Here is a 24,976-nt window from a genome sequence, read left to right on the forward strand (position 1 = left end):
GCCGGTCGGCGACCGATCGCGGACCGACCGAGGACCGACGAGGACGACACCGTGCGACGTCACACCATCGAGCCCCGCCCCGGCTGGCAGCAGACCGTCGAGGAGCAGGGGCTCGTCTACCCCCTCACCCGCCACCCCGACGGCGTGCTGCGCCCCTACTGGGACGAGAGCGCCTACTACGCCTTCACCCTCGACGAGGTCGAGGCGCTGGAGGAGACCGTCGAGGAACTGCACGCCATGTGCCTGACGGCGGCCGCCCACCTCGTCGAGTCCGACCGGCTCGCCGACCTCGGCATCACCGACCCGCGCGTGGCGGGCGCGGTCGCCGAGGCCTGGCGCCGGCGCGCCGAACTCCCGTCCGTCTACGGCCGTTTCGACCTCCACTACGACGGCTCGGGCCCGGCGAAGCTCCTGGAGTACAACGCCGACACCCCCACCTCCCTCGTGGAGGCGGCCTCACCCCAGTGGTTCTGGATGGAGGACCGTTTCCCCGGCGCCGACCAGTGGAACTCCCTCCACGAACGCCTGGTCGCCGCATGGAAGGACCAGGCGGCGCTCCTCCCGCCCGGCAACCCCCTCTACTTCGCGCACTCCTCCGCCGACGAACTCGGCGAGGACCTCATGACCGTCGCCTACCTCAAGGAGACCGCCGAGCAGGCCGGCCTGGACACCGACTGGATCTCCATGGAGGAGATCGGCTGGGACCCGCTCTCCGGCCGCTTCGTCGACCGGCAACTCCGCTTCATCCGCAGCTGCTTCAAGCTCTACCCCTGGGAGTGGCTGACCACCGACCGCTTCGCCGGCCATGTCCTGGACACCCTCGACAACGGCGGCGGCACCGGCGCCACGATGTGGATAGAACCGGCCTGGAAGATGCTCCTCAGCAACAAGGCGCTGCTGGCCGTCCTGTGGGAGCTGTACCCCGGCCACCCCAACCTCCTGCCCGCCTACCTGGACGGCCCCCGCGACCTGGCGGCCACCACCGGCTACGTCGCCAAACCCCTGCTCGGCCGCGAGGGCGCCGGCGTCACGATCCACGAACCCGGCGCCGAGCCCGTCCCGCGCACCGACGAACCCTGCTGCTACCAGCAGCTGGCGCCGCTGCCCGCCTTCGACGGCAACCACGTCGTGCTCGGCGCCTGGGTGGTGCGGGACGAGTCGGCGGGCCTCGGCATCCGCGAGTCCGCCGGCCTGATCACGGACGAGTACGCCCGCTTCGTGCCGCATGTGATCCGCTGAAGCGGCAGCCGGTAGGCTGCTGAAAGGGCCGTGACTGGCGCGCTGGGATGGGACCGACCATCGGGGAGCGGCCCTGTGCAGCACCGAGTGCCGTGCGCCTGGGCCGAACCGAACATGCCGAACAGCCACGTCCGGAGGTCCCCATGTCACCCGAGCCCCTCTCCACCGGCTCCCTCTCCACCGAGTCCACCGCCTTCCGCGCCGCCCTCGACGTGATCCGCGCCGTCGAGCCGCGCGTGGCCGACGCCATCGGCCAGGAGGTCCACGACCAGCGCGAGATGCTCAAGCTGATCGCCTCCGAGAACTACGCCTCCCCGGCCACCCTCCTCGCGATGGGCAACTGGTTCAGCGACAAGTACGCCGAGGGCACGATCGGCCGCCGCTTCTACGCCGGCTGCCGCAATGTCGACACCGTCGAGTCCCTCGCCGCGGAGCACGCCCGTGAGCTGTTCGGCGCCCGCCACGCCTACGTCCAGCCGCACTCCGGCATCGACGCCAACCTGGTCGCCTTCTGGGCCGTCCTCGCGGACCGGGTCGAGGTGCCGTTCCTGGCGAAGACCGGCGCGCGCCAGGTCAACGACCTCTCCGAGGCCGACTGGGCCGAGCTGCGCCAGGCCTTCGGCAACCAGCGCATGCTCGGCATGTCCCTGGACGCCGGCGGCCACCTCACCCACGGCTTCCGCCCGAACATCTCCGGAAAGATGTTCGACCAGCGGTCGTACGGCACGGACCCGGCGACCGGCCTGATCGACTACGAGGCGCTGCGCGCGTCGGCCCGTGACTTCAAGCCGCTGATCATCGTGGCGGGCTACTCCGCGTACCCCCGGCTGGTGAACTTCCGGATCATGCGCGAGATCGCCGACGAGGTCGGCGCGACCCTCATGGTCGACATGGCCCACTTCGCGGGCCTGGTCGCGGGCAAGGTCCTGACCGGCGACTTCGACCCGGTCCCGCACGCCCAGATCGTGACGACCACCACGCACAAGTCCCTGCGCGGCCCGCGCGGCGGCATGGTCCTGTGCGACGACTCCCTCAAGGACCAGGTCGACCGCGGCTGCCCGATGGTCCTCGGCGGCCCGCTCCCACACGTCATGGCCGCCAAGGCCGTCGCCCTCGCCGAGGCCCGCCGGCCCTCCTTCCAGGACTACGCCCAGCGCATCGTCGACAATTCCCGCGCCCTCGCCGAGGGCCTGATGCGGCGCGGCGCGACCCTGGTCACCGGCGGCACCGACAACCACCTGAACCTGATCGACGTCGCCTCCGGCTACGGCCTCACCGGCCGCCAGGCCGAGGCCGCGCTGCTCGACTCGGGCATCGTCACCAACCGCAACGCCATCCCGGCCGACCCGAACGGCGCCTGGTACACCTCCGGCATCCGCATCGGCACGCCGGCGCTGACGACGCGCGGCCTGGGCACGGCGGAGATGGACGAGGTGGCGTCCCTGATCGACCGAGTCCTCACCGCCACCGAGCCCGGCAAGACGAAGTCGGGCGCGCCGTCGAAGGCCTCCCACATCCTCGACGAGAAGGTCGCACAGGAGATCTCCCAGCGGGCAACAGACCTGGTGGCGGGCTTCCCCCTGTACCCCGAGATCGACCTCGGCTGATCAACACCCTCAGGGGCAGCGAACCCAGGGGCGCGGGGAACTGCGCGAACGGCCCCCACCGGCCCGCAGCTCCCCGCGTACCGAAACCACCCCACACCTCTGAGACAATAAAAAGCATGGCCTCAGACCGTCCCCGCGTGCTCTCCGGGATCCAGCCCACCGCAGGCTCGTTCCACCTCGGCAACTACCTCGGCGCCGTCCGCCAGTGGGTGGCGCTGCAGGAGACCCACGACGCGTTCTACATGGTCGTCGACCTGCACGCGATCACGGTCCCGCAGGACCCGAAGGAGCTCACGGCCAACACCCGCCTGGCCGCCGCCCAGCTCCTCGCCGCCGGGCTGGACCCCGAGCGCTGCACGCTGTTCGTCCAGAGCCACGTCCCCGAGCACGCGCAGCTCGCCTGGGTCATGAACTGCCTCACCGGCTTCGGCGAGGCCGGCCGGATGACCCAGTTCAAGGACAAGTCCGCCCGGCAGGGCTCCGAGAGCGCGAGCGTCGGCCTGTTCACGTACCCGATCCTCCAGGTCGCGGACATCCTGCTCTACCAGGCCCACGAGGTCCCCGTCGGCGAGGACCAGCGCCAGCACATCGAGCTGACCCGTGACCTCGCGGAGCGCTTCAACGGCCGCTTCGGCGAGACGTTCACGATCCCGAAGCCGTACATCCTCAAGGAAACGGCGAAGATCTACGACCTTCAGGACCCGTCGATCAAGATGAGCAAGTCGGCGTCCACGCCGAAGGGCCTCGTCAACCTGCTCGACGAGCCGAAGGCCACCGCGAAGAAGGTCAAGAGCGCGGTCACGGACACCGACACGGTCGTCCGCTTCGACGCCGAGAACAAGCCCGGCGTGAGCAACCTGCTCACGATCTACTCCACGCTGACCGGCAAGAGCATCCCGGAGCTGGAGCAGAGTTACGAGGGCAAGCTCTACGGCGCGCTCAAGACGGACCTCGCCGAGGTCGTCGTCGACTTCGTGACGCCGTTCCGGGACCGCACCCAGCAGTACCTGGACGACCCCGAGACGCTCGACTCGATCCTCGCCAAGGGCGCGGAGAAGGCCCGTGCCGTCGCCGCGGAGACGCTCGCGCAGGCGTACCAGAAGGTCGGCTTCCTTCCCGCGAAGCACTGACAGCGCTCAGCAGCACCGAGGGCGCACCGCACACCTGTTCCACCGGGCAGAGCGCTGCACATCACTTCCCCTGCGCCTGCCCAGAGCTCAGCCGTGGCCGTACAGTCGATAGCCGTACGACTGAGTACGAACCCGGCACGACAACCGAGGAGAAGACGTGGGGACCGTAACGATCGGCGTATCGATCGCGGTCCCGGAGCCTCACGGCAGCCTGCTCCAGGAGCGGCGCGCGGGCTTCGGCGACGCCGCGGCTCACGGTATCCCCACGCATGTCACGCTGCTGCCGCCGACCGAGGTCGAGCCGGGCGTGCTCGCGGCCGTCGAGGCGCATCTGACCGAGGTGGCCGAGGCCGGCCGCCCCTTCCCGATGCGGCTGTCCGGCACGGGCACCTTCCGGCCGCTTTCGCCGGTGGTCTATCTGAAGGTCGTCGAGGGCGCCGAGACCTGCGCCTGGCTCCAGCAGCTGGTCCGGGACGCGTCCGGGCCGCTCACCCGCGAGCTGCAGTTCCCCTACCACCCGCACGTCACCGTCGCGCACGGCATCGACGAGGCGGCGATGGACCGCGCGTTCGAGGAGCTCGCCCACTACGAGGCCGAGTGGTCCTGCACGGGCTTCGCGCTCGCCGAGCAGGGGCCCGACGGCGTCTGGCGCAAGCTCCGCGAGTATGCCTTCGGCAGCGCGGTCGTCCCCCCGCAGCCCGCCCACGCGGACCGCGGCTCCCTCCCCACCCGCTAGGCGCTCCGCCCTGAAGGGGCGCGGGGAACTGCGCGACCAGCCACGATGGCGCCGCAGCGGAACGACGGCAGATCGCGGCACTTACAGCGGAGCGCTTAGAGAGGCAGCCGTCGGAACACCGCTCGTGGTGTGTGCCGCAGGACCGCCGTCACCATGCGCAGGATTCCCGGCACCCACACCGTCTCCGAGCGGCGGCGCAGCCCCAGTTCGACGGCCGTGGCGATTGCTGCCGGCGTCGTGCTCAGCGGCTCCTCGGCCGGCCCGGCGGCCGTCGTCGTCCGGACGAACCCGGGGCGGACGACCATGACATGGACGCCCGTGCCGTGCAGCGCGTCGCCCAGGCCCTGGGCGAAGGCGTCGAGGCCGGCCTTGCTGGAGCCGTAGATGAAGTCCGAGCGGCGGGCCCGCTCGCCGGCGACGGAGGACAGCACGACCAGCGAGCCGCTCCCCTGGGTCTGCAGGGCCCGCCCGCAGATCAGCCCCGCCGACACCGCGCCCGTGTAGTTGGTCTGCGCCACGCGCACCGCGGCCGCCGGATCGCGCTCGTCGTTCGCCTGGTCGCCGAGGACGCCGAAGGCGAGCAGCACCAGATCGACGTCGCCCTCGGTGAAGACCTTGCCCAGGACCGTCTCGTGGGACTCGGTGTCCAGCGCGTCGAAGGGCACGGTGTGCACGTCCGCCCCCAGCACACGCAGCTCCGCCGCCGCCGTCTCCAGGGCGGCCGACGGACGTCCCGCCAGCCACACCGTGCGGGCGCTGCGGGCGATCAGCCGGCGCACGGTGGCCAGCGCGATCTCCGACGTACCGCCGAGGACGAGCAGGGACTGGGGGAGGCCGATGGCGTCAGACATGGAAGTGAACGTATCGCCCATTTGCGGGCAATCGGTTATTGAACCTCCCGTGCTGCCCGCTCGCTCCCCGAAATGGGGGTACCAGGACATCGGGTGTCCCCGAGCAGGGCAGAGACGGGTCATGGACTGGCTGAAAAAGCTTCCCGGAATCGGGCCGTTGGTCACACGGCTCACCGCCACGCACGCGTGGCGGTCGTACGAGCGCCTGGACCGGGTGAAGTGGACGCGGCTCGCCGCCGCGATGACGTTCATCAGCTTCATCGCGCTCTTCCCGCTGCTGACCGTCGCCGCCGCCATCGCCGCCGCCACCCTGAGCACGTCCCAGCAGCAGGAGCTCCAGGACAAGATCACCGATCAGGTGCCCGGCATCTCCGACCAGCTGGACATCGACGGCCTCGTCCAGAACGCCGGCGCCATCGGTCTCATCGCCGGCGCGCTGCTGCTGCTCACCGGCATCGGCTGGGTCGGCCAGATGCGGGACTGCTTGCGCGCGGTGTGGGAGCTGCCCGACAGCGAGGAGAACCCGGTCCTGCGCAAGACCAAGGACGCGGGCGTCCTCATCGGGCTGGGCGGCGCGGTCCTGCTCACCCTCGCCATCTCCACCGTCGCCTCGGCCCTGGTCGGCTGGATCACCGACCAACTCGGCATCGACAAGGCGGGGTGGGGCAGCCTGCTGCTGCGCGTCGCCGCGTTCTCCGTCGCCGTCCTCGCCGACTTCCTGCTCCTGCTCTACGTCCTGACGCTGCTGCCGGGCGTCGAACCGACCCGTCGTCGGCTGCTCGTCGCCGCGTTCCTCGGCGCCGTCGGCTTCGAGCTGCTGAAGCTGCTGCTCAGCGGCTATATGCAGGGCGTGGCCGCGAAGAGCATGTACGGCGCGTTCGGCGTGCCCATCGCCCTGCTGCTGTGGATCAACTTCACCTCGAAGCTCGTCCTGTACTGCGCCGCCTGGACGGCGACCGGCAGTACACCCGACGACGTCCAGGACATCGACGTCAGCGACGACGTCGTACCAGGTCCGGCAGCGGCCAGCGGCGGTTGACCAGGAACGCGCCGCCCGCCAGCAGCACCAGCAGACCGCCGGCGATGGCCAGCGCGACCCACATGCCCCCGGCGCCGTTCTCCGCCACCGCGCCCGCCACCGGCTTCTCCGACACGTTCCCCGCGCCGCCGGCCTCCCCGGCCGCCTCGGGAGAGGCCTTCGCACCGGGCTGGGCGCTGGCCTGCGTCGTGCCCTGCGGTGCGACCAGCTCACCCACCGGCGTCACCTTGCCGGCCGCCTGGAAGCCCCAGTCGAGCAGGGCCGCGGACTCCTTGTAGACCTCGTTGTGGTCCGTCTTCGACGGGTTCATGACCGTGACCAGCAGCACCCGGCCGTTGCGCTCGGCGACCCCGGTGAAGGTGGCCCCCGCGTTGGTGGTGTTGCCGTTCTTGACGCCCGCGATGCCCGGGTACTGGCTCATGTCGTAGTCGCCGCTGAGCAGCCGGTTGGTGTTCTGGATCTCGAAGGTCCCGCGGGTCGTCTTGCCCTTCTTGTTCTTCGTCGTCGCGCCCGGGAACTTGGCCGAGACGGTCGAGCAGTACTCCCGGAAGTCCTTCTTCTGCAGACCCGAGCGGGCGAACAGCGTCAGGTCGTACGCCGAGGACACCTGGCCGGGCTTGTCGTACCCGTCGGGGGAGACGACGTGCGTGTCGAGGGCCTGGAGCTCCTCGGCGTGCTCGTTCATCTCCTTCACCGTGTCGGCGACGCCGCCGTTCATCGCCGACAGGACGCGCACGGCGTCGTTGCCCGACCGCAGGAAGACGCCGAGCCACAGGTCGTGGACCGTATACGTCTCGCCCTCCTTTATGCCGACGAGGCTGGAGCCGGCACCCAGGCCGGCCAGGTCCTTCGGGTCGACCTTGTGCGCGGTGGTCTTGGGGAACCTCGGCAGGACGGTGTCCGCGAAGAGCATCTTCAGCGTGCTCGCCGGGGGCAACCGCCAGTGCGCGTTGTGCGAGGCCAGCACGTCCCCCGACTCGGCGTCGGCGACGATCCACGAGCGGGCGCTGATGTCCTTCGGCAGCACCGGCGCGCCGCCGGCGATCGCCACCTGCGTCCCGGCCCGACCGAGCCGCGTCCCGCCGACGGTCGACATGTTCGCCGGGGGAGTCACCGACGGACTGCCCGAGGGCTTCGCGGTACTCGAAGGGGAGGCACTGGTCTTCGGCGACGGCGACGGGGACGGAGTCGGCGCCGCGAGCGAGGCGGGCGCGGTGAGCGCGAAGGAGGCGAGGGTCGCGGAGGTGACCAGCAGGGAGCGCCTGACGGTCTGCTTCATGGGTGCGGGCACGTCGGAGAAAGTACCTGGCACACGACGGGAAGTCCCACCGCCCTCCCGACCCCGGTCACGGAACCGGACACCCGCCGGAGATACTGAACGCATGAAGCTCAGCCGCCCGGTCTCCTGGTTCCTGCTCGCCTTCGGGGTGTGGAGCTGGGTCATCTGGGTCACTTTCGTTAAAAATCTCATCAAGGACAGCAGCGGGCTCGCGTTCGAGGACGGGGACCCCACGGCGTACTTCTGGGTGCACCTGACGCTCGCCGTCGTTTCCTTCGTATTGGGGACGGTCGTCGGGGGCATCGGGTTGCGCGGTCTGCGCGCACTCGGCCGGCCCGGACGGACGTCCTAGGCCATGGTGATCGTGGCCGTGCTGGTCGCTCTCCTCGCGCTGACCGTGATCGTCGCGGCCAACTGGTACCTGTGGCGCCGGTTGTTCCGCGACACGACCCGCGGCCCCGGCCGGGCGCGCCGCGCGGGCGCGGTGCTGATCGCGGGCTGCTGGGTGCTGGCCATCGGCGCGCTGGTCGCCGAACGCACGGGCGCGCCGTTCTGGCTCCAACGCGTCCTGGCCTGGCCCGGCTTCCTGTGGCTGGCCCTGTCGATCTACCTGCTGCTGGCCGTGCTCGCCGGCGAGGCCGTCCGCCCCCTGCTCCACCGCGTCCTGGCCCGCCGCGCAGCGAGGGCCGAGACACCCACGCCTCAGCCCCAGCCCCACCCGGACCAGCAGCCCCTCCCGGTGGGCGCCCCGGACCACGAACAACCGCTGCCCGACGCGCGGCGGCCCGACGCCTCCACGCCCGACGGGAGCGGGGCCGACAAGCCTGCCGCCGGCGAGTTCGATGACGGGCTTGCGCGGCGGGTGTTCGTGGCTCGGGTCGTGGGGGGTGCGGCTGCTGCGGCTGCCGTCGGGACCGTCGGTTACGGGACCTACGGTGTGCTGCGCGGTCCGCAGGTCAAGCGGGTGACCGTGCCGTTGGCCAAGCTGCCGCGCGCCGCGCACGGCTACCGGATCGCGGTCGTCAGCGACATCCACCTGAGCCCCGTCCTCGGCCGGGGCTTCGCGAGCCGGGTCGTCGACACGATCAACTCGACGCAGCCCGACCTGATCGCGGTCGTCGGCGACCTGGTCGACGGCAGCGTCAAGGACCTGGGCCCGGCCGCCGCCCCGCTCGCGCAGCTGAAGGCGCGGCACGGCAGCTTCTTCGTCACCGGCAACCACGAGTACTTCTCCGGCGCCGAGCAGTGGGTCGAGGAGGTGCGCCGGCTCGGCCTGAACCCGCTGGAGAACGCCCGCACCGAGCTGCCCTGGTTCGACGTGGCCGGCGTCAACGACATCGCCGGCGAGAGCGACGGCCAGGGCCCCGACTTCACCCGTGCGCTCGGCGACCGTGACACCGCACGCGCGTGCGTGCTCCTCGCCCACCAGCCCGTGCAGATCCACGACGCCGTGCGCCACGGCGTCGACCTCCAGCTCTCCGGTCACACGCACGGCGGCCAGCTGTGGCCCGGCAACCTGATCGCCGCCGCCGCGAACCCGACCGTGGCGGGCCTGGAGCGCTACGGCGACACCCAGCTGTACGTGTCCCGGGGCGCGGGCGCCTGGGGCCCGCCCACGCGCGTGGGCGCCCCCTCCGACATCACCGTGATCCAACTGGCGTCGACCCGGGCCTGACGGCAGAAGAGACAGCTGAACAGACGGCAGAGGCTGTGAAACTCGGCCGAAACACTACGTGCGTATCCGCGGGTAAGGGTTTTCTCATGTCGGCAGAATCCTCTTCCGCCACAGGAAACCCGTGTGATTAGGTGAGCCCGCCGCCAGGGGAGTGGCACTTTGTGGACTGGGCCCGGTCTCGCGGGCCGGGAGGCAGGACACCACCATGCGATCTGTTCGCATGCGGATTCTCGTGACGCTGCTGGTTCTCGCGGTCGTCGCGGTGGGCGGCTGGCAGCTGCTGCCGGCGCAGGACGAGAGCGACGCGACCATCACCGTCGGCACCACGGACGCCGTCACCTCGCTCGACCCGGCCGGCGCCTACGACGCCGGCTCCTGGGCGTTGTTCAGCAACGTCTTCCAGTCGCTGCTGACCTACGAGCCCGGCGGCATCTCGCCCGTGCCGGACGCGGCCAAGAGCTGTTCCTTCGCGAAGGACAGCCTGACCACGTACACCTGCGAGCTGCGCGACGACCTCACCTTCACCGGCGGCGGCAAGGTCACCGCCGAGGACGTGAAGTTCTCCTTCGACCGGGTCAAGAAGATCAACGCGGACGTCGGTCCCGCATCGCTGTTCTCCACCCTGAAGTCCGTGGACGCCAAGGGCATGACCGTCACCTTCCACCTGTCGTCGCCGGACGCCACCTTTCCGTTCAAGGTGGCCACCGGAGCCGGTTCGATCGTCGACCGCACCCGCTATCCGGCCGACGCCCTGCGCACCGGCGACGACGTCGACGGCTCCGGCCCGTACCGGCTGACGGGGTACGCGAAGGGCAAGAAGGTCGACCTGTCGCCCAACTCGCGCTACCAGGGCGCCGTGGACACCGGCGCGCCGATCGAGCTGCGCTACTACGCCGACCCCGAGGCCCTGAACAAGGCGTGGCAGGCCAAGGAGATCCAGACCGCCACCCGGCAGCTGCCGCCCAAGGTCCTCGCCGCGCTCAGCGCCAGCGACCCCGACATGCGCGTCACCGAGGCCGAGAGCTCCGAGACCCGCAACCTGTACTTCAACACCCGCTCCGGCTCCCCGCTGCACGAGACGGACGTCCGCAAGGCGCTGGCCTGGCTGATCGACCGCTCGCAGCTCGCGTCGACCGTGTACGAGGGGACCGTCGAGCCGCTGTACTCGCTCATCCCGACCGGCATCGCCGGCCACACCACCTCCTTCTTCGACAGCTACCCGGACCCGGACGCCAAGAAGGCGCGCAAACTCCTGGAGGAGGCCGGCGTCAGCCTCCCGGTGCGCTTCACCTACGGCTACGGCCTGGGCAGCGGCTCCGCGGCGGCCGAGGCCACCGAGCTCAAGCGGCAGCTGGAGGCGAGCGGCCTGTTCAAGGTGGACGTCAAGGGTTACGAGTGGACCGACTTCCAGAAGCGGTGGGCCACCGGCAAACTCGACGCCTACGCCGTCGGCTGGGTCGCCGACTACCCCGACCCGGACACCTTCGCGGCCCCGCTCGTCGGCACCGACTCCACCATGAACACCGGCTACAGCAGCAAGAAGGTCGACGGCTACATCGCCGACAGCCAGCGCTTCGCCGACCGCGGCCGGGTCGACGACGACTTCCACGCCCTCCAGCAGGCCGTCGCCGAGGACGTACCGGTCATCCCGCTGTGGCAGCGCAAGGAGTACGTCGTCACCAGCTCGGAGATCGGCGGCGGCCAGTATCTGGCCGACGGCAACGGCGTGTTCCGGCTGTGGAAGCTCGACTGGATCTGAGCCGACCCGCCCCGGCCCGCGGGCTTGATCCCGTCAGCGGGCATGCGCACCCTCTGCACCGGGCAGGCACCCCACGCGGCACCATGTGACGGAGGTGTGCGGGAGGTGAGGAGCAGACGTGCTGAGACGCAAGTCCTTCCGGCTGCCCCGGCATCCGGCGTCCGTCGGTCTCGCCCGGCGCCGGGTGCGTGAGCATCTCGCCGACTGGGGGCACGGATCAGAGGACCGGGCGCTGGCCGACGCCGTCCTCGTGGTGTCCGAGCTGGCCACCAACGTCGTACGCCACGGGCCGCTGCGGGAGCGGGAGTTCGAGGTGGCCGTCACCGCGCTGGGCGACGGCTCCTGCCTGATAGAGGTCTCCGACGAGGGCCGGGTCGAACCCCGGCCGCGGGTGGTCGGCGAGTGGGAGGAACATGGCCGCGGCCTGCACCTGGTGGAGCACATCGCCGCCGCCTGGGGCGTCTGGAGCAGAGGCCGCCACGGCCAGACAGTCTGGGCCCTGATCACCGAACCGGGGCGCTGACATCCGCGGTGCGGCAGCGCCCCAAAGGGGCGCGGGGCGCTGACATATGCGGCTCCGCCGCGCGGGCGCGACCAGCCACGACGGCGCCGCACCGAAACGACGGCAGATTGCGGCACCTCGCAGCACATGGCGGCACCAGCGGAGCGCCTACTCGCAGGCCGCAGGCCGGTTCGGCAACGTCACCGTCACCGCCAGGCCCTCGCCCGGCGCCGTCCGCACGCCGACCTCGCCGCCCTGGGCCCGGACCGCCCCCTGCACGATCGCCAGGCCCAGCCCGCTGCCCGCGCCGCCGCCCGCCCGGAAGAAGCGGTCGAAGACCCGCGCCGCGTCCTCCGCGCCCAGCCCCGGCCCCTTGTCCTCGACCGACAGGCGTACGACGCCGTCCGCGCGCTCCACGGCCAGCCGCACCGGCACATCGGCCGCCGTGTGCGTGCGGACGTTCGCCACCAGGTTGCCCAGCACCTGCCGCAGCCCCGACTCGTCGGCCCACACCAGGACGGCGCCGTCGGCCTCCACCGTGACCGGCCGCGCGGGCTGCTGGGCCCGCAGGTCCTGCGCCGAGTCCCGCACCAGACGGCTCACGTCCACGTTGCGCAGCCGCAGCTCGGGCCGCTGGTCCAGGCGGGCCAGGGTGAGCAGCTCGTCGACGAGCCGGCCCATGCGGTCCACCTCGCCGTTCATCCGGTCCCAGGCCCTTCTGCGCTCCCCCGGCTCGACCAGCATCCCCTGCTCCAGCAGCTGGAGATAGCCGCGGATCGCGGAGAGCGGGGTGCGCAGTTCGTGCGAGGCGTCGGCGACGAAGCGGCGCAGCTGGCCCGCGCTGCGCTCGCGCGTGCGGTACGCCGTCTCCACCTGGTGGAGCATGGAGTTCAGGGCGAGCCGCAGCTGTTCGACCTCCTGCGTGGGGTGGTGGCTGGAGGGCACCCGCCGGGTCAGATCCCCCTCGGCGATCGCCGACGACGTCTCCACCATGTCCTCCAGCGGCCGCATCCGCCGCCGCACGCTGAACAGGGTCAGACAGGCCAGCAGGGCGAGCAGCAGCGTGCCGACGGCGACGTCGAGCTTCAGGGCCTTCGCTATGCCCTGGTGGAGGCCCTCGGTGGAGGTGGCCAGCAGGATGTACGTGCCGTCGGGGAGCCGGGTCGCGGTCGCCCGGTAGGCGGCGCCGTGCACGCCGACGTCGTGCGGGCCGCTGTCGGCGGCGAGGGCGCGCGGATCGCGCACGGCGTCCGCCAGCCCGCGCTGGGCCTCGGTGGGCCGGATGTCGAACAGGGTGAGGACCGTGCCCTCGCCGTCGACGGCGGTGAAGATCGAGTCAGGGGCCGGCCGGTCGTCCGTCCCCGCGGACGCGTAGCGGTCGCTGATGACGCTCAGCACGCTCAGCGAGTCGATCTCCCGCATGGTCAGCTGCGAACCGGCCAGCGAATCCCGCGACTTGATCAGCTGCGAGTCCACCTGGCCGAGCAGATAGTGCCGCATCCCCATGAGACTGACGGCGGTGGCGACGACGATGCCGAGCGCGAGCAGGAAGACGTTCGCGGCGGTCAGCTTGATCCGCAGGGAGTGGACGCCGTGCCGGTGCGCCCGCCTCATGCCAGCCCGTATCCCACGCCCCGCCGCGTGGTGATCACCGGCGCTCCCAAGCCGTCCAGCTTGCGCCGCAGATAGCTGATGTAGGTCTCGACGACCGTCGACTCCGGCGGCGTGTGCTCGTACTGCCAGACATGGCGCAGGAGTTGCTCCTTGGGCACGATCCGGCCCGCGTTGCGCACCAGGAACCGCAGCAGCGCGTACTCGGTGGGCGTCAGCTCGACCGAGCGGCCCGCGCGGTGCACGCTGTACGTCGTGTCGTCCAGCTCCAGATCGCCGTACCGCAGCGGCGGCCGCTGCGGGAGGACGTCGGCCGGCCGGGTGCGGCGCAGGACCGCCGTGATCCTCGCGACGACCACGTCGATGTCGAACGGCTTGGTGATGTAGTCGTCGCCGAAGCCGAGCGCCCCGACGATCTCGGCCGGCGCGTCCCGCGCGGTGAGGAAGACGAGCGCCAGGTCCGGCCTGCGGGCGCGCAGTTCACGCCCCAGCGCCCGGCCGTCGCCGTCCGGCAGCATCACGTCCAGCAGCGCCACGTCGGGCCGGGTGCGGCCGGCGAGCGCGAGGGCCTCGCGGACCGTGCCCGCGATCATGACCTCGAAGCGGTGGTACCGCAGGGCGATGGCGAGGACGTCCGCGATGCTCGGTTCGTCCTCCACGACCAGCACAGTGCCTTGAGCCGTCGTCATGCCCCCAGTATCGGGCGGGCCGCCGACAGCCGGGCCGAAACGGTCTTTGGAGTTCCTTGAGAGTCATGGGCGCGCCGTGTCCACACGCGTGTGCCGCTGCCGATCCTGTTGCCAGGACCTGGGGGGACCAACCGACTCTGCGTGAGGAGCTCGATCGTGGCGGTATTGGCACGCTGGTGCTACCGGCATCGGCTGGTGGTCCTGTTGCTGTGGGTGGGGGCGCTGTTCGGCCTGGGATTCTCGGCCTCGACGGCGGGCACGGACTACGCGAACGTCTTCTCCCTCCCCGACACGGACTCCAAGAAGGCGTACGACCTGATGGAGAAGGCGTTCCCCGCGCGCGCGGGCGACACCGACACCGTCGTGTGGAAGGTCGACGAGGGCTCGGTCCGCGACCAGGACGTACGGTCCCGGATCCAGCCCGCGCTCGACGAGATAGCGGGCATGAAGGGCGTCGGCGAGGTCGCCGGCCCCTACTCGGGGGCGCAGGGCACGGCGCAGGGCCCGGCGCAGATCAGCGATGACGGGCGGATCGCCTACGCCCAGATCACCTTCACCGAGCAGGCCAACGCCGTGCCCAAGGAACTCGTCCAGGACGTCGTCGACACCGCACAGGGCGCCGAACGCGACGGCCTGGAGGTCGAGTTGGGCGGGCAGGCCATCATGCGGGTGCAGGAACCGCCCACCGGCCTTGCCGAGATGGTCGGCCTCGGCGCGGCGGCCGTGGTCCTGTTCCTCGCCTTCGGCTCGCTCTTCGCGATGCTGCTGCCGCTCGCCATCGCGATCTTCGGCGTCGGCATGGGCCTGTTCGGGACCCAGCTGCTGAGCCATGTCACCGACATCCCCGACCTGGCCCCGCTGCTCTCCTCGTTGATCGGCCTCGGCGTCGGCATCGACTACGCCCTGTTCATCGTCACCCGGCACCGCAAGGGCGTGCTGCGCGGCCTGGACCCCGAGGAGGCGGCGGTCACCGCCCTCGACACCTCGGGCCGGGCGGTGCTGTTCGCGGGCGGCACGGTCTGCATCGCGCTCGCCGGAATGCTCGTCACGAACCTGCGCTTCCTGGACGGCGTCGTCATCGGCACCTCCCTGACCGTGGTGCTGAGCGTCCTCGCCGCCACCACCCTGCTGCCCGCGCTGCTCGGTTTCCTGGGCGGACGCGTGCTCAGCCGCAGGCAGCGGCGCCGGCTGGCGGCGACCGGCCCCGAGCCGGAGAAGGAGAGCGGACCGGCGGCCCGCTGGTCGGCGGGCGTCCAGCGCCGGCCCCGGACGGTCGCCGTCCTCGCGCTCGCGGTCATGGCCGTCCTCGCCCTGCCCGTGCTGTCGCTGCGCCTGGGCGCCACCGACCAGGGCAACGACGACGCCGCCACGACCACCCGCAAGGCCTACGACCTGCTCGCCGAGGGCTTCGGGCCGGGCTTCAACGGCCCGCTCCAGGTCGTCGTGCAGGGCGGCGACACCACCGCGCTGGTCAAGAGCATCGAGGAGACGCCCGGCGTGGCCCAGGCGGCCGCGCTGCCGCCCGCGCAGGGCGTCACCGTCATCCAGGTGGTGCCCACGACCTCCCCGCAGTCCGAGGAGACGGACGCGCTCATCGACCGGCTGCGCGACGACGTCGTCCCCCTGGCGGGGGCCGAGGCCCACGTGGGCGGGGTGACGGCCGTCTCGAAGGACTTCGCCACGGTCACCGGCGACCGGCTGCCGCTGTTCGTGGCCACCATCATCGGCCTGGGCTTCCTGCTCCTCCTGGTCGCCTTCCGCTCCCTGGTGGTGCCGCTGACGGCGGCCGTGATGAACCTGATCGCGGCGGCGGCCTCCTTCGGCGTCCTCGTCGCGGTCTTCCAGTGGGGCTGGGGCCTGGAACTGCTCGGCCTCGGCAAGGAGGGGCCGATCAACGCCTTCCTGCCGGTCATCATGCTGTCGCTGCTCTTCGGCCTGTCGATGGACTACCAGGTCTTCCTGGTCAGCCGGATGCACGAGGAGTGGGTGCACACGCGCGACAACGCCCGCGCGGTCCGCGTCGGCCTCGCGGAGACCAGCCGGGTCATCAACTCGGCGGCCCTGATCATGGTCTGTGTGTTCCTGGCGTTCGTCCTCAGCGGCGACGCGGGCGCGGCCATGGCGGGCGTCGGCCTCGCCGCCGCGGTCGCCCTGGACGCGTTCATCCTGCGCACGGCCCTGGTCCCGGCCGCGATGCATCTGCTCGGCGACTCCAACTGGTGGCTGCCGGGCTGGCTGGAGAAGCGGCTGCCGCATCTGGCGGTGGAGCCGAAGGAGGAGGCCGCGGCGCCGGCCGCGGGCCCGTCCTCCGTCGTCCACGGCTTCGTACGGGACCCGGCCGGCGATCCGGTCGAGGGCGCGGCGGTCACGCTCCGGTCCACGGGCGGCCGGGAGCTGGACCGCGTCACGTCCCTGGCCGACGGCTCCTACATCGTCTCGGTCCCGACCCCGGGCACGTACCTGCTGGCGGCGACGGCCGAGTCCTACGACTCCCGGGCCCGCCAGGTGACGGTCGCGGGGGACCCGCTGGTCCACGACGTGGAGCTGACGGAGATGTCGGAGGTCAACTGACCTTGCGGTCGCCTGACCTGTGCGGTCGCCTGACTCTGTGATCAACCGGCTTTACCCGAACGCCCTGCCGGATCCGGCAGGGCGTTCGTCATGCCGGGCAGGAAGTCCGTGAACAGGTCGTGCACCTCCAGGACGAGCGGCCGCAGCACCCGGAACCGGGCCAGCGCCACGCCCCGCGCGGTGAGCCGCGCACCGCGCCCGGCCAGCCGGTAACTGCGCTCGCGCCCTTCCGTACGGTCGTAGATCCAGTACATGACGAGGCCCATCTGCGAGAGCCACATCAACTCCGGCAGCACCTCTCGCAGTTCCTCCGGCACCTTCGCCTTCGACCCCGCGAGCACCTCCTTGTGGACGGCGATGGCCTCCACGCGCGCGTGCTCCGACTCGGCGGAGAACGGGCTCAGCGGGCTGTCCGGGTCGGCCGCGTTCTTGAAGAACTGGACCGCGAACTCGTGGTAGGGCGTCGCCACGTCCAGCCAGACCCGCAGCACCCCCGCCAGCCGGGCCTCCAGGCTCGTCTCCCGCGCCAGGACGTCCCGGACGGCCGCCCGGTGCTCGGCGGCCAGCCGGTCGTAGAAGCCCTGGATCAGGTGCTCCTTGCCGGCGAAGTAGTAGTACGCGTTGCCGACCGAGACCCCGGCCTCCTTGGCGATGGCCCGCATCGTCGTCTTGTCGTAGCCGCGTTCCTGGAACAGCCGCATCGCCGTCTCCAGGATCAGGGCACGGGTCTGCTCGGACTTGCTGACGGGCGCGGCGGCGTCGTCATGGCCGGTGTCGCCACGGTCGCTGTCGCCACGGTCGGCGTCGCCACGGTCGGCGTCCTCGCCGGGGTTCTCGCCGGGGTTCTCGATGTTCGCAGGCACGGAAGGGAGCCTAACGAGTGGAGCAGGAGCCGTCGGCACAGGTGGGCGGGTCGTAGGTCCAGCCCGCGTACGGGTCGTACGACCACCCGTCGCCGCGGCGGTACACGCCCCCGCCCCAGCCGGCGCCCTGCCCGTCGCCGCGCCACCTGGCGGCGGCCAGGACGACGGCCCGCGCGATCTTCGCCCCGGCGGGCGTGCTCAGCCGGTGCGCCATCGGGCGGTGCTCGCGCAGCGCCCACAGGGTGACGACCCAGGCGGCGGCGCCCGTGTAGACCTGCCCGGAGTCGCCGACGACGGTGATCTCGTCGAGGGTGGCGCGGTGGTCGAGCCCGGGGAAGCGGGCGCGGGCCTCGGCGGAGGCCGCCGGGACGAACTCCAGCGGCACCAGCTGGGGCTGCCGGCCCAGCCAGTCGCGCAGGAACGCGCACAGGGAGCATTCGGCGTCGTAGAGGACGGTGAGCCCGCGGACCGGGACGCGCAGGGCGTCCCGGTCCGCGGCGGCGGCCTGTTCGGCGGCCTGTTCGGCGGCCATGGTCGTCACGCCCCGGCCGGAGGCGCCGAGGGGGTGGCCCAGCCCTGCGGGGCGACCGGCGGGAGCTGCTCCCGCTCCATGATCCCGCGCCGCCGGATCCGGTTGAGCACGTACACGTTGCCCAGGTGCATCGCGCCGAGTACCAGCAGCACCACGCCCACCTTGGTCGACAGGGCCTCGAAGATGCCGCGGGTGTTCTCGATGGTGTCGTCGCCGCTCAGGTAGAGCGCGACGAAGCCGAGGTTGACCAGGTAGAAGCCGACCACCAGGAGGTGGTTGACGGCGTCGGCGAGCTTCTCGTTCCCCTGCAGCACGTCGGCCAGGAAGATCCGCCCGTTGCGGCTGAGGGTCCTGGCGACCCAGACGGTCAGTCCGATGCTGACGACCAGGTAGATGACGTAGGCGATGACCGTGCGGTCCATGTTCCCCACCCTTTCGTGAACGCGTGCACGCATGCGTTCGTGAAATTGAACGCGTTCAAAACGCTGACGGGGGAAACTGTAGACCTGTTTTTGAACACGTTCAACCGGGTCTGCTCAACCTGGTCGGCGGCCGAGCTCGGGCCGCTTGGAGTAGTCCGTGAACCCGAGGACGTTCCCCCACGGGTCCGCGACCTCGACGGTCCACCCGGTGGCCACGGAGAACGGCGGATCGAGCGCGGCGATGCCGGCGCCGGCCAGCCGCCGGGCCGTCGCGCGCGCGTCCGGCACCTCCAGCCACACACGCGTGGACGGCCACGCGGGCGGCCGATGCCCGAGCCCGTCCTCCTGGCGCAGCAGAATCCCCGGCGTCTCGCCCCCGACCTTCAGCAACACGATCCCGGCCTCGTCGAGCCGGAACGCCACCGCGAACCCGGCCCGCTCGTAGAAGCGCACGGCCTCACCGAGATCGCCGACAGGCAGCAGGACGTTGTCGAACCCGAGCAGGTCGTACGACCGGTCATCTGACATACCGTCAGATTAGGCGTGGGGAACCCGAAAAACGGTCAAGCGCACCCCGGTCTCCGTGTGGCGGGCCCCTTGCTGCAAGATGTCCTGCACCCATCTCGCCTGCGGATGATCCGATCACCTGACATCGGGGGAACTCACCTTGTCCGAAACGCCCCAACAGCCACAGCAGCCACAGCAGTCGGAGCAGCCTCAGCCGCCGCCGCCCGGCTACGGGTACCCCGGCTCCGGCACCGGCGGCCCGCACGATGCGGGCCAGCCCGGCCAGCCCGGTCCCGGCCCCTACGGCCATCCGTATCCCGGCCAGCCGCCGTACCCGGGCTACGCCCAGCCCGGTTACCCGGCCCCCGGCTACCCCGCCCCGGGTTACATACCTCCCGGCACCTTCACCGGCGACCCCCAAGCCCCCTACGGGTACGACCTGATAGGGCGCCCCTACTCCGAGAAGTCGAAGATCGTCGCGGGCGTGCTCCAGCTCACCCTGGGCACCTTCGGCGTCGGCCGGTTCTACATCGGCAACGTGGGCCTCGGCCTCGCCCAGCTGTTCACCTGCGGCGGCCTCGGCATCTGGGCCCTGATCGACGGCATCATCCTGCTGGTCAGCGAAGGCAAGACCGACTCCAACGGGCGGATCCTGCGTGGCTGACGCCGAGCGCCTCTCCGTGAGGTGTTCGGCCGCGCTGCGGCACCCGGCGGCGGGCCCCCTCGCGGGGCTCGCCGCCGGCGCGGTCGGTGCCGCCTATCTCTACGTCACCGACCCGCACGAATCCGGTCACTGGCTTCCGCAGTGCCCGTTCCGGCTGGTCACCGGCCTGCTCTGCCCCGCCTGTGGCGGCACCCGCATGGCGTACGACCTGATGCACGGTCACTTCACCGAGGCCTGGCTCGACAACCGGGTCCTGCTGCTCACCGCGCCGTACCCGCTCGCGCTGCTCGCCCGCTGGATGTGGGAGGGCCTGCACGGCCGCCGCTGGCGTCCGCGCCTCGGCCCGAAGGCCCTGACGGTCGTTCTGGGCATCGCGGTGACCTGGACGGTGGCTCGGAACGCAATTGTCTGATTTTGATCACGGATCAGGAACGATGGATCATCCGTACTCCCTTTTTACCCTCTGTTTTCTCTAGGCTCACGAGTCACAGGGGGGACGTCCTGTCGCGGCGGAGCTGCGCGAGGGCGTTGGTCGGCATCGGCGGACATCGGTCGACGCGCGTCATCGCGTCGTCGTCGCATCCCTCCTGGACTCCCCATTCCGGAGCGGGCCGCCCCGGCCTCCCGCAAGCAATTCAGGAGCAGTTCTCATGACCGTCCCCACCCCGCAGGCCCCCCACGGGGTCGACCCGCAGGGTCGCCCGTACTCCGACAAGTCCAAGATCGTCGCGGGCATCCTCCAGCTCTTCCTGGGCACCCTCGGCATCGGACGCTTCTATGTCGGCTCCGTCGGCGTGGGCATCGCCCAGCTCTTCACCTGCGGCGGCCTCGGCATCTGGGCCCTGATCGACGGCATCCTGTTCCTCACGAGCAACGACCGTACCGACAAGCAGGGTCGTCCCCTGCGCGGCTGACCTCTCCACCGCCACACACCGAGGGCCCCACTCCTTCCGGGAGGGGGCCCACGGCGTTTACCCATCGGCCAGGGTTGTGCGGGGCGTGGATCTGTGAAGGATGAGCGCATGTGGATCGAGCTCATCTCCTCGCTGTCGGGGGACGTGGAAGTGGCGGGCGGGCCCGGCTGTGAGCAGGAAATGCGGGCGGCCGAGGTGGTGTTGGGGCATCCCCTGCCTGCCGCGCTCAAGGATTTCTGGCGCGTGGCGGACGGCGCCCGCGACAAGTACGGGGCCGGTGTGGTGTGTTCGGTCGGGGAAGTCGTGGACCGCAATCTTGAGTTCCGGAGTTCGGCGGAATTCCGGGGGCTCTATATGCCGTTCGATCCGCTGCTGCTCTTCGGGGAAGGCGGCAACGGTGATCTCTTCGCCTTCGTCGTCAAGCCCGAGCGGCCGGACATCTTCGTCTGGGATCACGAGAGCGACAGTCGGCGGTGGGTGGCGAACAGCCTGGAGGACTACCTTCGGCGCCGGCTCGGCAGCGGAGATCCGGAGTGGTACGCGTTCTGGTGACGGCCGCTCAGTCGCTCTTCTTCGGCTGTCCCGCTGTGAGGATCTCGGCGACGTCGAGGGTGACCTCGGCGCCGATGGAGCGGGGGAGGGTGAGGGACTGGCCGGGGGCGTGGAACTGGTGGTTGGCGTAGCCGCCCACGGTCGGTTCGGTGAGGACGTGGACGCGCTGGTGCTTGCGGTCGACGATCACATACACCGGTACTCGGGCCTGGGCGTACGCGGCGACCTTAGTCCTCAGGTCGTCTTTCCAGTTGCCGGAGGTCACCTCCAGGACCAGACGGAACGGGGCCGGATCGTACGCGTTGTTCTGCACCAGGTGGTCGTCGATGTCGGAGTCGACGATCACCAGGTCGGGGATGGCGTAGTCCTCCTCACCGGTCGGCAGCCACAGGCCGACGCTCTGCAGGACCTCGGTGTCGCCGTCGTCCAGCCCTGCGGCGATGAAAGGGCGCATGAGCTTGGTCAGGGCGCGGGCGTGAGGGGCATCCGGTGACGGTGCCACGAGGAGGTGACCTCCGATGATCTCGACTCGGTAGCCCGGATGGCGCTCCATGATCTCTTCGGCGATGGCCGTGAGGGAGAACGGCTCGTCGTCGAAGGGCTGCTCGGCGGCTGCGGCGGACATCGCGTGCCTCCTAGGGGCTGGTGTCGAGAGCATCATCGTAGGCCGGGCGGCACCGTGATGTCCCTCTTGATCACGTTCACCCGATCGGGGCGTTTGAACGCCCGAGGGCCCCGCCTCCGGTGGATCCAGTGGAGGCGGGGCCCTCAGCGACGTGCCGAAGCCGATGGAGTCAGTAGCGGCGCGTGATCAGCGCCTTCTTCACCTCGGCGATCGCCTTCGTGACCTCGATGCCGCGCGGGCAGGCGTCCGTGCAGTTGAACGTCGTGCGGCAGCGCCAGACGCCGTCCTTGTCGTTCAGGATCTCCAGGCGCTGCTCGCCCGCCTCGTCACGCGAGTCGAAGATGAAGCGGTGGGCGTTCACGATGGCCGCCGGGCCGAAGTACTGGCCGTCGTTCCAGAACACCGGGCAGGACGAGGTGCAGGCCGCGCAGAGGATGCACTTCGTCGTGTCGTCGAAGCGCTCGCGGTCCTCGGCCGTCTGGAAGCGTTCCCGGGTCGGCTCGTTGGTCTCCTTCGTGATGAGGAAGGGCATCACGTCGCGGTACGCCTGGAAGAACGGCTCCATGTCGACGATCAGGTCCTTCAGGACCGTCAGGCCCTTGATGGGCTCGACCGTGATCGGCTTCTCGGGGTTGATGTCCTTGATCAGCGTCTTGCACGCCAGCCGGTTCTTGCCGTTGATCCGCATCGCGTCCGAGCCGCAGATGCCGTGCGCGCAGGACCGGCGGAAGGTCAGCGTGCCGTCGAGATCCCACTTGATCTTGTGGAGCGCGTCGAGGACCCGCTCCTTGGGGTCGATCTCCAGCTGGAAGTCTTCCCAGGTGGCCTCCGCCGAGACCTCGGAGTTGAAGCGGCGCACGCGCAGCGTGACCGTGATGTAGGGGGAGTCGGCGAAGCCGGGCCCGGGCCGGCCGGCCGCGTCCGCCTTGTCCAGAACAGGGGTTGCCATCAGTACTTACGCTCCATCGGCTGGTAGCGGGTCTGCACGACCGGCTTGTAGTCGAGACGGACGGTCTCGCTGCCGTCGTCGCCGACCTCGCGGTACGCCATGGTGTGGCGCATGAAGTTGATGTCGTCGCGGTTCGGGTAGTCCTCGCGGTAGTGACCGCCGCGGGACTCCTTGCGGGCCAGCGCCGACACCGCCATGACCTCGGCCAGGTCGAGCAGGTTGCCCAGCTCGATGGCCTCCAGCAGGTCCGTGTTGAACCGCCGGCCCTTGTCCTGGATCGACACGTTCCGGTAGCGCTCGCGCAGCTCGGCGATCTTCTCGACGGCCGTCTTGATCGTCTGCTCGGTGCGGAACACCATGACGTTCGCGTCCATGGTCTCCTGCAGCTCGCCGCGCAGGACCGACACCCGCTCGGTGCCCGTGGACGCGCGCAGCCGCTCGACCTGGTCGATCACCTGCTGCGCGGGGTTCTCCGGCAGCTCGACGTAGTCGGACTGCTGGCTGTACTCCGCCGCCGCGATGCCCGCCCGCTTGCCGAACACGTTGATGTCCAGCAGCGAGTTGGTGCCCAGCCGGTTCGCGCCGTGCACCGACACGCACGCGACCTCGCCGGCCGCGTACAGACCCGGGACGACCGTGATGTTGTCGCTGAGGACCTCACCCTGGACGTTCGTCGGGATGCCGCCCATCGCGTAGTGCGCGGTGGGCTGGATCGGGATCGGGTCCGTGTACGGCTCGATGCCGAGGTAGGTGCGCGCGAACTCGGTGATGTCGGGGAGCTTCGCGTCCAGCTGCTCCGGCGGGAGGTGCGTCAGGTCCAGGTAGACGTGGTCGCCCTCGGGACCGCACCCGCGGCCCTCACGGATCTCCGTGTAGATGGAGCGGGACACGACGTCACGGGACGCGAGGTCCTTCATGACCGGCGCGTACTTCTCCATGAAGCGCTCGCCGTCCTTGTTGCGCAGGATGCCGCCCTCACCGCGGGCGCCCTCCGTCAGCAGGATGCCCATGCGCCAGATGCCGGTCGGGTGGAACTGGAAGAACTCCATGTCCTCCAGCGGCAGCCCACGGCGGTACACGGCGGCCTGGCCGTCACCGGTCAGCGTGTGCGCGTTCGACGTCACCTTGAAGAACTTGCCGGTGCCGCCGGACGCGTAGATCACGGCCTTCGCCTGGAAGACGTGGATCTCGCCGGTCGCGAGCTCGTACGCGACGACGCCCGACGACTTCTTGACGCCGTCTTCCTCGGTGATCAGCTGGTCGAGGACGTAGAACTCGTTGAAGAACTCCACGCCGTGCTTGACGCAGTTCTGGTAGAGCGTCTGCAGGATCATGTGACCGGTGCGGTCGGCCGCGTAGCAGGACCGGCGGACCGGGGCCTCGCCGTGGTTGCGGCTGTGACCGCCGAACCGGCGCTGGTCGATCGTGCCGTCGGGCGTCCGGTTGAACGGCAGGCCCATCTTCTCCAGGTCGAGGACGGAGTCGATGGCCTCCTTCGCCAGGATCTCGGCGGCGTCCTGGTCGACCAGGTAGTCACCGCCCTTGACCGTGTCGAAGGTGTGCCACTCCCAGTTGTCCTCCTCCACGTTGGCCAGCGCGGCGGCCATGCCGCCCTGCGCGGCGCCCGTGTGGGACCGGGTGGGGTAGAGCTTGGTCAGCACGGCGGTGCGGCTGCGCTTCGTCGACTCGATCGCGGCGCGCATACCGGCGCCGCCGGCGCCGACGATGACGGTGTCGTACTTGTGGATCTTCATGATTCTCGCAACCCCGTGCCTAGCGGATGTTCGGGTCGAAGGTGAAGATCACCAGCGTGCCCAGCAGGATGGTGAACACCGTGGCGGTGTAGAGCAGGCCCTTCAGCCACAGTCGGGTGTTCGCGCGCTCCGCGTAGTCGTTGATGACCGTGCGCAGGCCGTTGGTGCCGTGCAGCATCGCGAGCCACAGCATCGCCAGGTCCCAGAGCTGCCAGAACGGGCTCGCCCAGCGGCCGGCCACGAAGGCGAAGCCGATCTTGGAGACGCCGCCGTCCAGCACGAGCTGGATCAGCAGGTGGCCGATGACCAGGACGACGAGCACGACGCCGGACAGCCGCATGAACAGCCAGGCGGCCATCTCGAAGTTGCCCCGGGTGGACTTCGGGGTCTTCTTGGTGCGCTGGCGCGGGGGCTCGATCACGGGCGCCGGGTTGTCCACGCCGTAGAGGGAACCGCCCTCGACGGGGCCGATGCCGGCCGCGGTGGTTTCAGTGGTGGCCATCGGT

26 protein-coding genes and 1 riboswitch are annotated in these 24,976 nt (G+C 70.6%); of the genes, 14 read left to right on the plus strand and 12 right to left on the minus strand.

Going from position 1 to position 24,976, the window contains the following annotated elements; translation table 11 throughout:
- Positions 1 to 51 precede the first annotated feature (51 nt).
- From ACWCPF_RS02040 to ACWCPF_RS02055, 4 genes are all read left to right on the plus strand, one after another.
- Complete coding sequence (locus ACWCPF_RS02040) at positions 52 to 1,239, plus strand: glutathionylspermidine synthase family protein (RefSeq protein ID WP_451043005.1); 1,188 nt, start codon at positions 52 to 54, stop codon at positions 1,237 to 1,239.
- A gap of 20 nt (positions 1,240 to 1,259) precedes the next feature.
- Positions 1,260 to 1,350: riboswitch (ZMP/ZTP riboswitch) on the plus strand.
- Between the two features lie 32 nt (positions 1,351 to 1,382).
- On the plus strand, positions 1,383 to 2,846 hold the full coding sequence (locus ACWCPF_RS02045) for a glycine hydroxymethyltransferase (protein ID WP_451043006.1): 1,464 nt from the start codon (positions 1,383 to 1,385) through the stop codon (positions 2,844 to 2,846).
- A gap of 116 nt (positions 2,847 to 2,962) precedes the next feature.
- On the plus strand, positions 2,963 to 3,976 hold the full coding sequence (trpS, locus tag ACWCPF_RS02050; RefSeq protein ID WP_451043007.1) for a tryptophan--tRNA ligase: 1,014 nt from the start codon (positions 2,963 to 2,965) through the stop codon (positions 3,974 to 3,976).
- Positions 3,977 to 4,133: 157 nt separating this feature from the next.
- Positions 4,134 to 4,712 carry a 2'-5' RNA ligase family protein gene (locus ACWCPF_RS02055; protein WP_451043008.1) on the plus strand — a complete coding sequence of 193 codons (579 nt, stop codon included), beginning with the start codon at positions 4,134 to 4,136 and terminating at the stop codon, positions 4,710 to 4,712.
- A 95-nt stretch (positions 4,713 to 4,807) separates the two neighbouring features.
- Here the strand turns inward: ACWCPF_RS02055 and ACWCPF_RS02060 are convergent, their stop codons facing one another.
- Positions 4,808 to 5,563: a decaprenylphospho-beta-D-erythro-pentofuranosid-2-ulose 2-reductase gene (locus ACWCPF_RS02060; RefSeq protein ID WP_451043009.1), complete on the minus strand. Its 756-nt coding sequence runs from the start codon at positions 5,561 to 5,563 to the stop codon at positions 4,808 to 4,810.
- 121 nt (positions 5,564 to 5,684) lie between these two features.
- Here ACWCPF_RS02060 and ACWCPF_RS02065 point away from each other — a divergent pair, with 121 nt between their 5' ends.
- Positions 5,685 to 6,602 (plus strand): YihY/virulence factor BrkB family protein, encoded by a 918-nt coding sequence (locus ACWCPF_RS02065; RefSeq protein ID WP_451043010.1) that lies wholly within the window; start codon positions 5,685 to 5,687, stop codon positions 6,600 to 6,602.
- Here ACWCPF_RS02065 and ACWCPF_RS02070 read toward each other — a convergent pair.
- Entirely contained in the window at positions 6,556 to 7,893 is a 1,338-nt protein-coding gene (locus tag ACWCPF_RS02070) for a D-alanyl-D-alanine carboxypeptidase family protein (protein WP_451043011.1), read from the minus strand. The two genes, ACWCPF_RS02065 and ACWCPF_RS02070, sit on opposite strands and share 47 nt — an antisense overlap.
- 91 nt (positions 7,894 to 7,984) lie before the next feature.
- On the opposite strand from ACWCPF_RS02070, the gene ACWCPF_RS02075 reads away from it, so the two are divergent.
- The 4 genes from ACWCPF_RS02075 to ACWCPF_RS02090 all read left to right on the plus strand — a co-directional run bounded on the left by ACWCPF_RS02075 (position 7,985) and on the right by ACWCPF_RS02090 (position 11,838).
- Positions 7,985 to 8,233: an SCO4848 family membrane protein gene (locus ACWCPF_RS02075; RefSeq protein WP_451043012.1), complete on the plus strand. Its 249-nt coding sequence runs from the start codon at positions 7,985 to 7,987 to the stop codon at positions 8,231 to 8,233.
- Between the two features lie 3 nt (positions 8,234 to 8,236).
- The gene (locus ACWCPF_RS02080) at positions 8,237 to 9,556 is read left to right on the plus strand and encodes a metallophosphoesterase (protein WP_451043013.1); all 1,320 of its coding nucleotides are present in this window, start codon (positions 8,237 to 8,239) and stop codon (positions 9,554 to 9,556) included.
- A gap of 205 nt (positions 9,557 to 9,761) precedes the next feature.
- The gene (locus ACWCPF_RS02085; RefSeq protein ID WP_451043014.1) at positions 9,762 to 11,315 is read left to right on the plus strand and encodes an ABC transporter substrate-binding protein; all 1,554 of its coding nucleotides are present in this window, start codon (positions 9,762 to 9,764) and stop codon (positions 11,313 to 11,315) included.
- A 118-nt stretch (positions 11,316 to 11,433) separates the two neighbouring features.
- Complete coding sequence (locus tag ACWCPF_RS02090) at positions 11,434 to 11,838, plus strand: ATP-binding protein (protein ID WP_451043015.1); 405 nt, start codon at positions 11,434 to 11,436, stop codon at positions 11,836 to 11,838.
- A gap of 147 nt (positions 11,839 to 11,985) precedes the next feature.
- Here ACWCPF_RS02090 and ACWCPF_RS02095 read toward each other — a convergent pair whose 3' ends face one another.
- A complete protein-coding gene (locus tag ACWCPF_RS02095) occupies positions 11,986 to 13,431 on the minus strand; it encodes an ATP-binding protein (protein ID WP_451043016.1) in 1,446 nt (481 codons plus the stop codon).
- Positions 13,428 to 14,117, minus strand: a complete 690-nt coding sequence (locus tag ACWCPF_RS02100) for a response regulator transcription factor (protein ID WP_451043017.1) — start codon at positions 14,115 to 14,117, stop codon at positions 13,428 to 13,430. The genes ACWCPF_RS02095 and ACWCPF_RS02100 overlap by 4 nt, the downstream gene beginning before the upstream one ends.
- A 165-nt stretch (positions 14,118 to 14,282) precedes the next feature.
- On the opposite strand from ACWCPF_RS02100, the gene ACWCPF_RS02105 reads away from it, so the two are divergent.
- Entirely contained in the window at positions 14,283 to 16,688 is a 2,406-nt protein-coding gene (locus ACWCPF_RS02105; RefSeq protein ID WP_451043114.1) for an MMPL family transporter, read from the plus strand.
- A 41-nt stretch (positions 16,689 to 16,729) separates the two neighbouring features.
- Here ACWCPF_RS02105 and ACWCPF_RS02110 read toward each other — a convergent pair whose 3' ends face one another.
- From ACWCPF_RS02110 to ACWCPF_RS02125, 4 genes are all read right to left on the minus strand, one after another.
- Positions 16,730 to 17,551 (minus strand): TetR family transcriptional regulator, encoded by an 822-nt coding sequence (locus ACWCPF_RS02110; protein WP_451043018.1) that lies wholly within the window; start codon positions 17,549 to 17,551, stop codon positions 16,730 to 16,732.
- Positions 17,552 to 17,561: 10 nt separating this feature from the next.
- Complete coding sequence (locus tag ACWCPF_RS02115; RefSeq protein ID WP_451043115.1) at positions 17,562 to 18,083, minus strand: thiol-disulfide oxidoreductase DCC family protein; 522 nt, start codon at positions 18,081 to 18,083, stop codon at positions 17,562 to 17,564.
- A 5-nt stretch (positions 18,084 to 18,088) separates the two neighbouring features.
- Positions 18,089 to 18,505, minus strand: a complete 417-nt coding sequence (locus tag ACWCPF_RS02120; protein WP_451043019.1) for a hypothetical protein — start codon at positions 18,503 to 18,505, stop codon at positions 18,089 to 18,091.
- Between the two features lie 114 nt (positions 18,506 to 18,619).
- Positions 18,620 to 19,033, minus strand: a complete 414-nt coding sequence (locus ACWCPF_RS02125) for a VOC family protein (RefSeq protein WP_451043020.1) — start codon at positions 19,031 to 19,033, stop codon at positions 18,620 to 18,622.
- Positions 19,034 to 19,172: 139 nt separating this feature from the next.
- Here ACWCPF_RS02125 and ACWCPF_RS02130 point away from each other — a divergent pair, with 139 nt between their 5' ends.
- From ACWCPF_RS02130 to ACWCPF_RS02145, 4 genes are all read left to right on the plus strand, one after another.
- On the plus strand, positions 19,173 to 19,676 hold the full coding sequence (locus tag ACWCPF_RS02130; RefSeq protein ID WP_451043021.1) for a TM2 domain-containing protein: 504 nt from the start codon (positions 19,173 to 19,175) through the stop codon (positions 19,674 to 19,676).
- Positions 19,669 to 20,088, plus strand: coding sequence for a DUF2752 domain-containing protein (locus ACWCPF_RS02135; RefSeq protein WP_451043022.1), 420 nt, complete (start codon positions 19,669 to 19,671; stop codon positions 20,086 to 20,088). Before ACWCPF_RS02130 ends, ACWCPF_RS02135 begins: the two co-directional genes overlap by 8 nt.
- A 238-nt stretch (positions 20,089 to 20,326) precedes the next feature.
- Entirely contained in the window at positions 20,327 to 20,590 is a 264-nt protein-coding gene (locus ACWCPF_RS02140) for a TM2 domain-containing protein (protein WP_451043023.1), read from the plus strand.
- A 108-nt stretch (positions 20,591 to 20,698) separates the two neighbouring features.
- The gene (locus tag ACWCPF_RS02145; protein WP_451043024.1) at positions 20,699 to 21,142 is read left to right on the plus strand and encodes an SMI1/KNR4 family protein; all 444 of its coding nucleotides are present in this window, start codon (positions 20,699 to 20,701) and stop codon (positions 21,140 to 21,142) included.
- Between the two features lie 7 nt (positions 21,143 to 21,149).
- On the opposite strand, the gene ACWCPF_RS02150 is transcribed toward ACWCPF_RS02145, so the two are convergent.
- The 4 genes from ACWCPF_RS02150 to ACWCPF_RS02165 all read right to left on the minus strand — a co-directional run bounded on the left by ACWCPF_RS02150 (position 21,150) and on the right by ACWCPF_RS02165 (position 24,972).
- On the minus strand, positions 21,150 to 21,767 hold the full coding sequence (locus ACWCPF_RS02150; RefSeq protein WP_451043025.1) for a Uma2 family endonuclease: 618 nt from the start codon (positions 21,765 to 21,767) through the stop codon (positions 21,150 to 21,152).
- Between the two features lie 169 nt (positions 21,768 to 21,936).
- On the minus strand, positions 21,937 to 22,716 hold the full coding sequence (locus ACWCPF_RS02155; protein WP_451043026.1) for a succinate dehydrogenase iron-sulfur subunit: 780 nt from the start codon (positions 22,714 to 22,716) through the stop codon (positions 21,937 to 21,939).
- Positions 22,716 to 24,470: a succinate dehydrogenase flavoprotein subunit gene (sdhA, locus tag ACWCPF_RS02160; RefSeq protein ID WP_451043027.1), complete on the minus strand. Its 1,755-nt coding sequence runs from the start codon at positions 24,468 to 24,470 to the stop codon at positions 22,716 to 22,718. Before sdhA ends, ACWCPF_RS02155 begins: the two co-directional genes overlap by 1 nt.
- A 19-nt stretch (positions 24,471 to 24,489) precedes the next feature.
- A complete protein-coding gene (locus ACWCPF_RS02165) occupies positions 24,490 to 24,972 on the minus strand; it encodes a succinate dehydrogenase hydrophobic membrane anchor subunit (protein WP_451043028.1) in 483 nt (160 codons plus the stop codon).
- Positions 24,973 to 24,976: the final 4 nt, after the last annotated feature.

It is taken from the genome of Streptomyces sp. NPDC001858 (assembly GCF_053594615.1).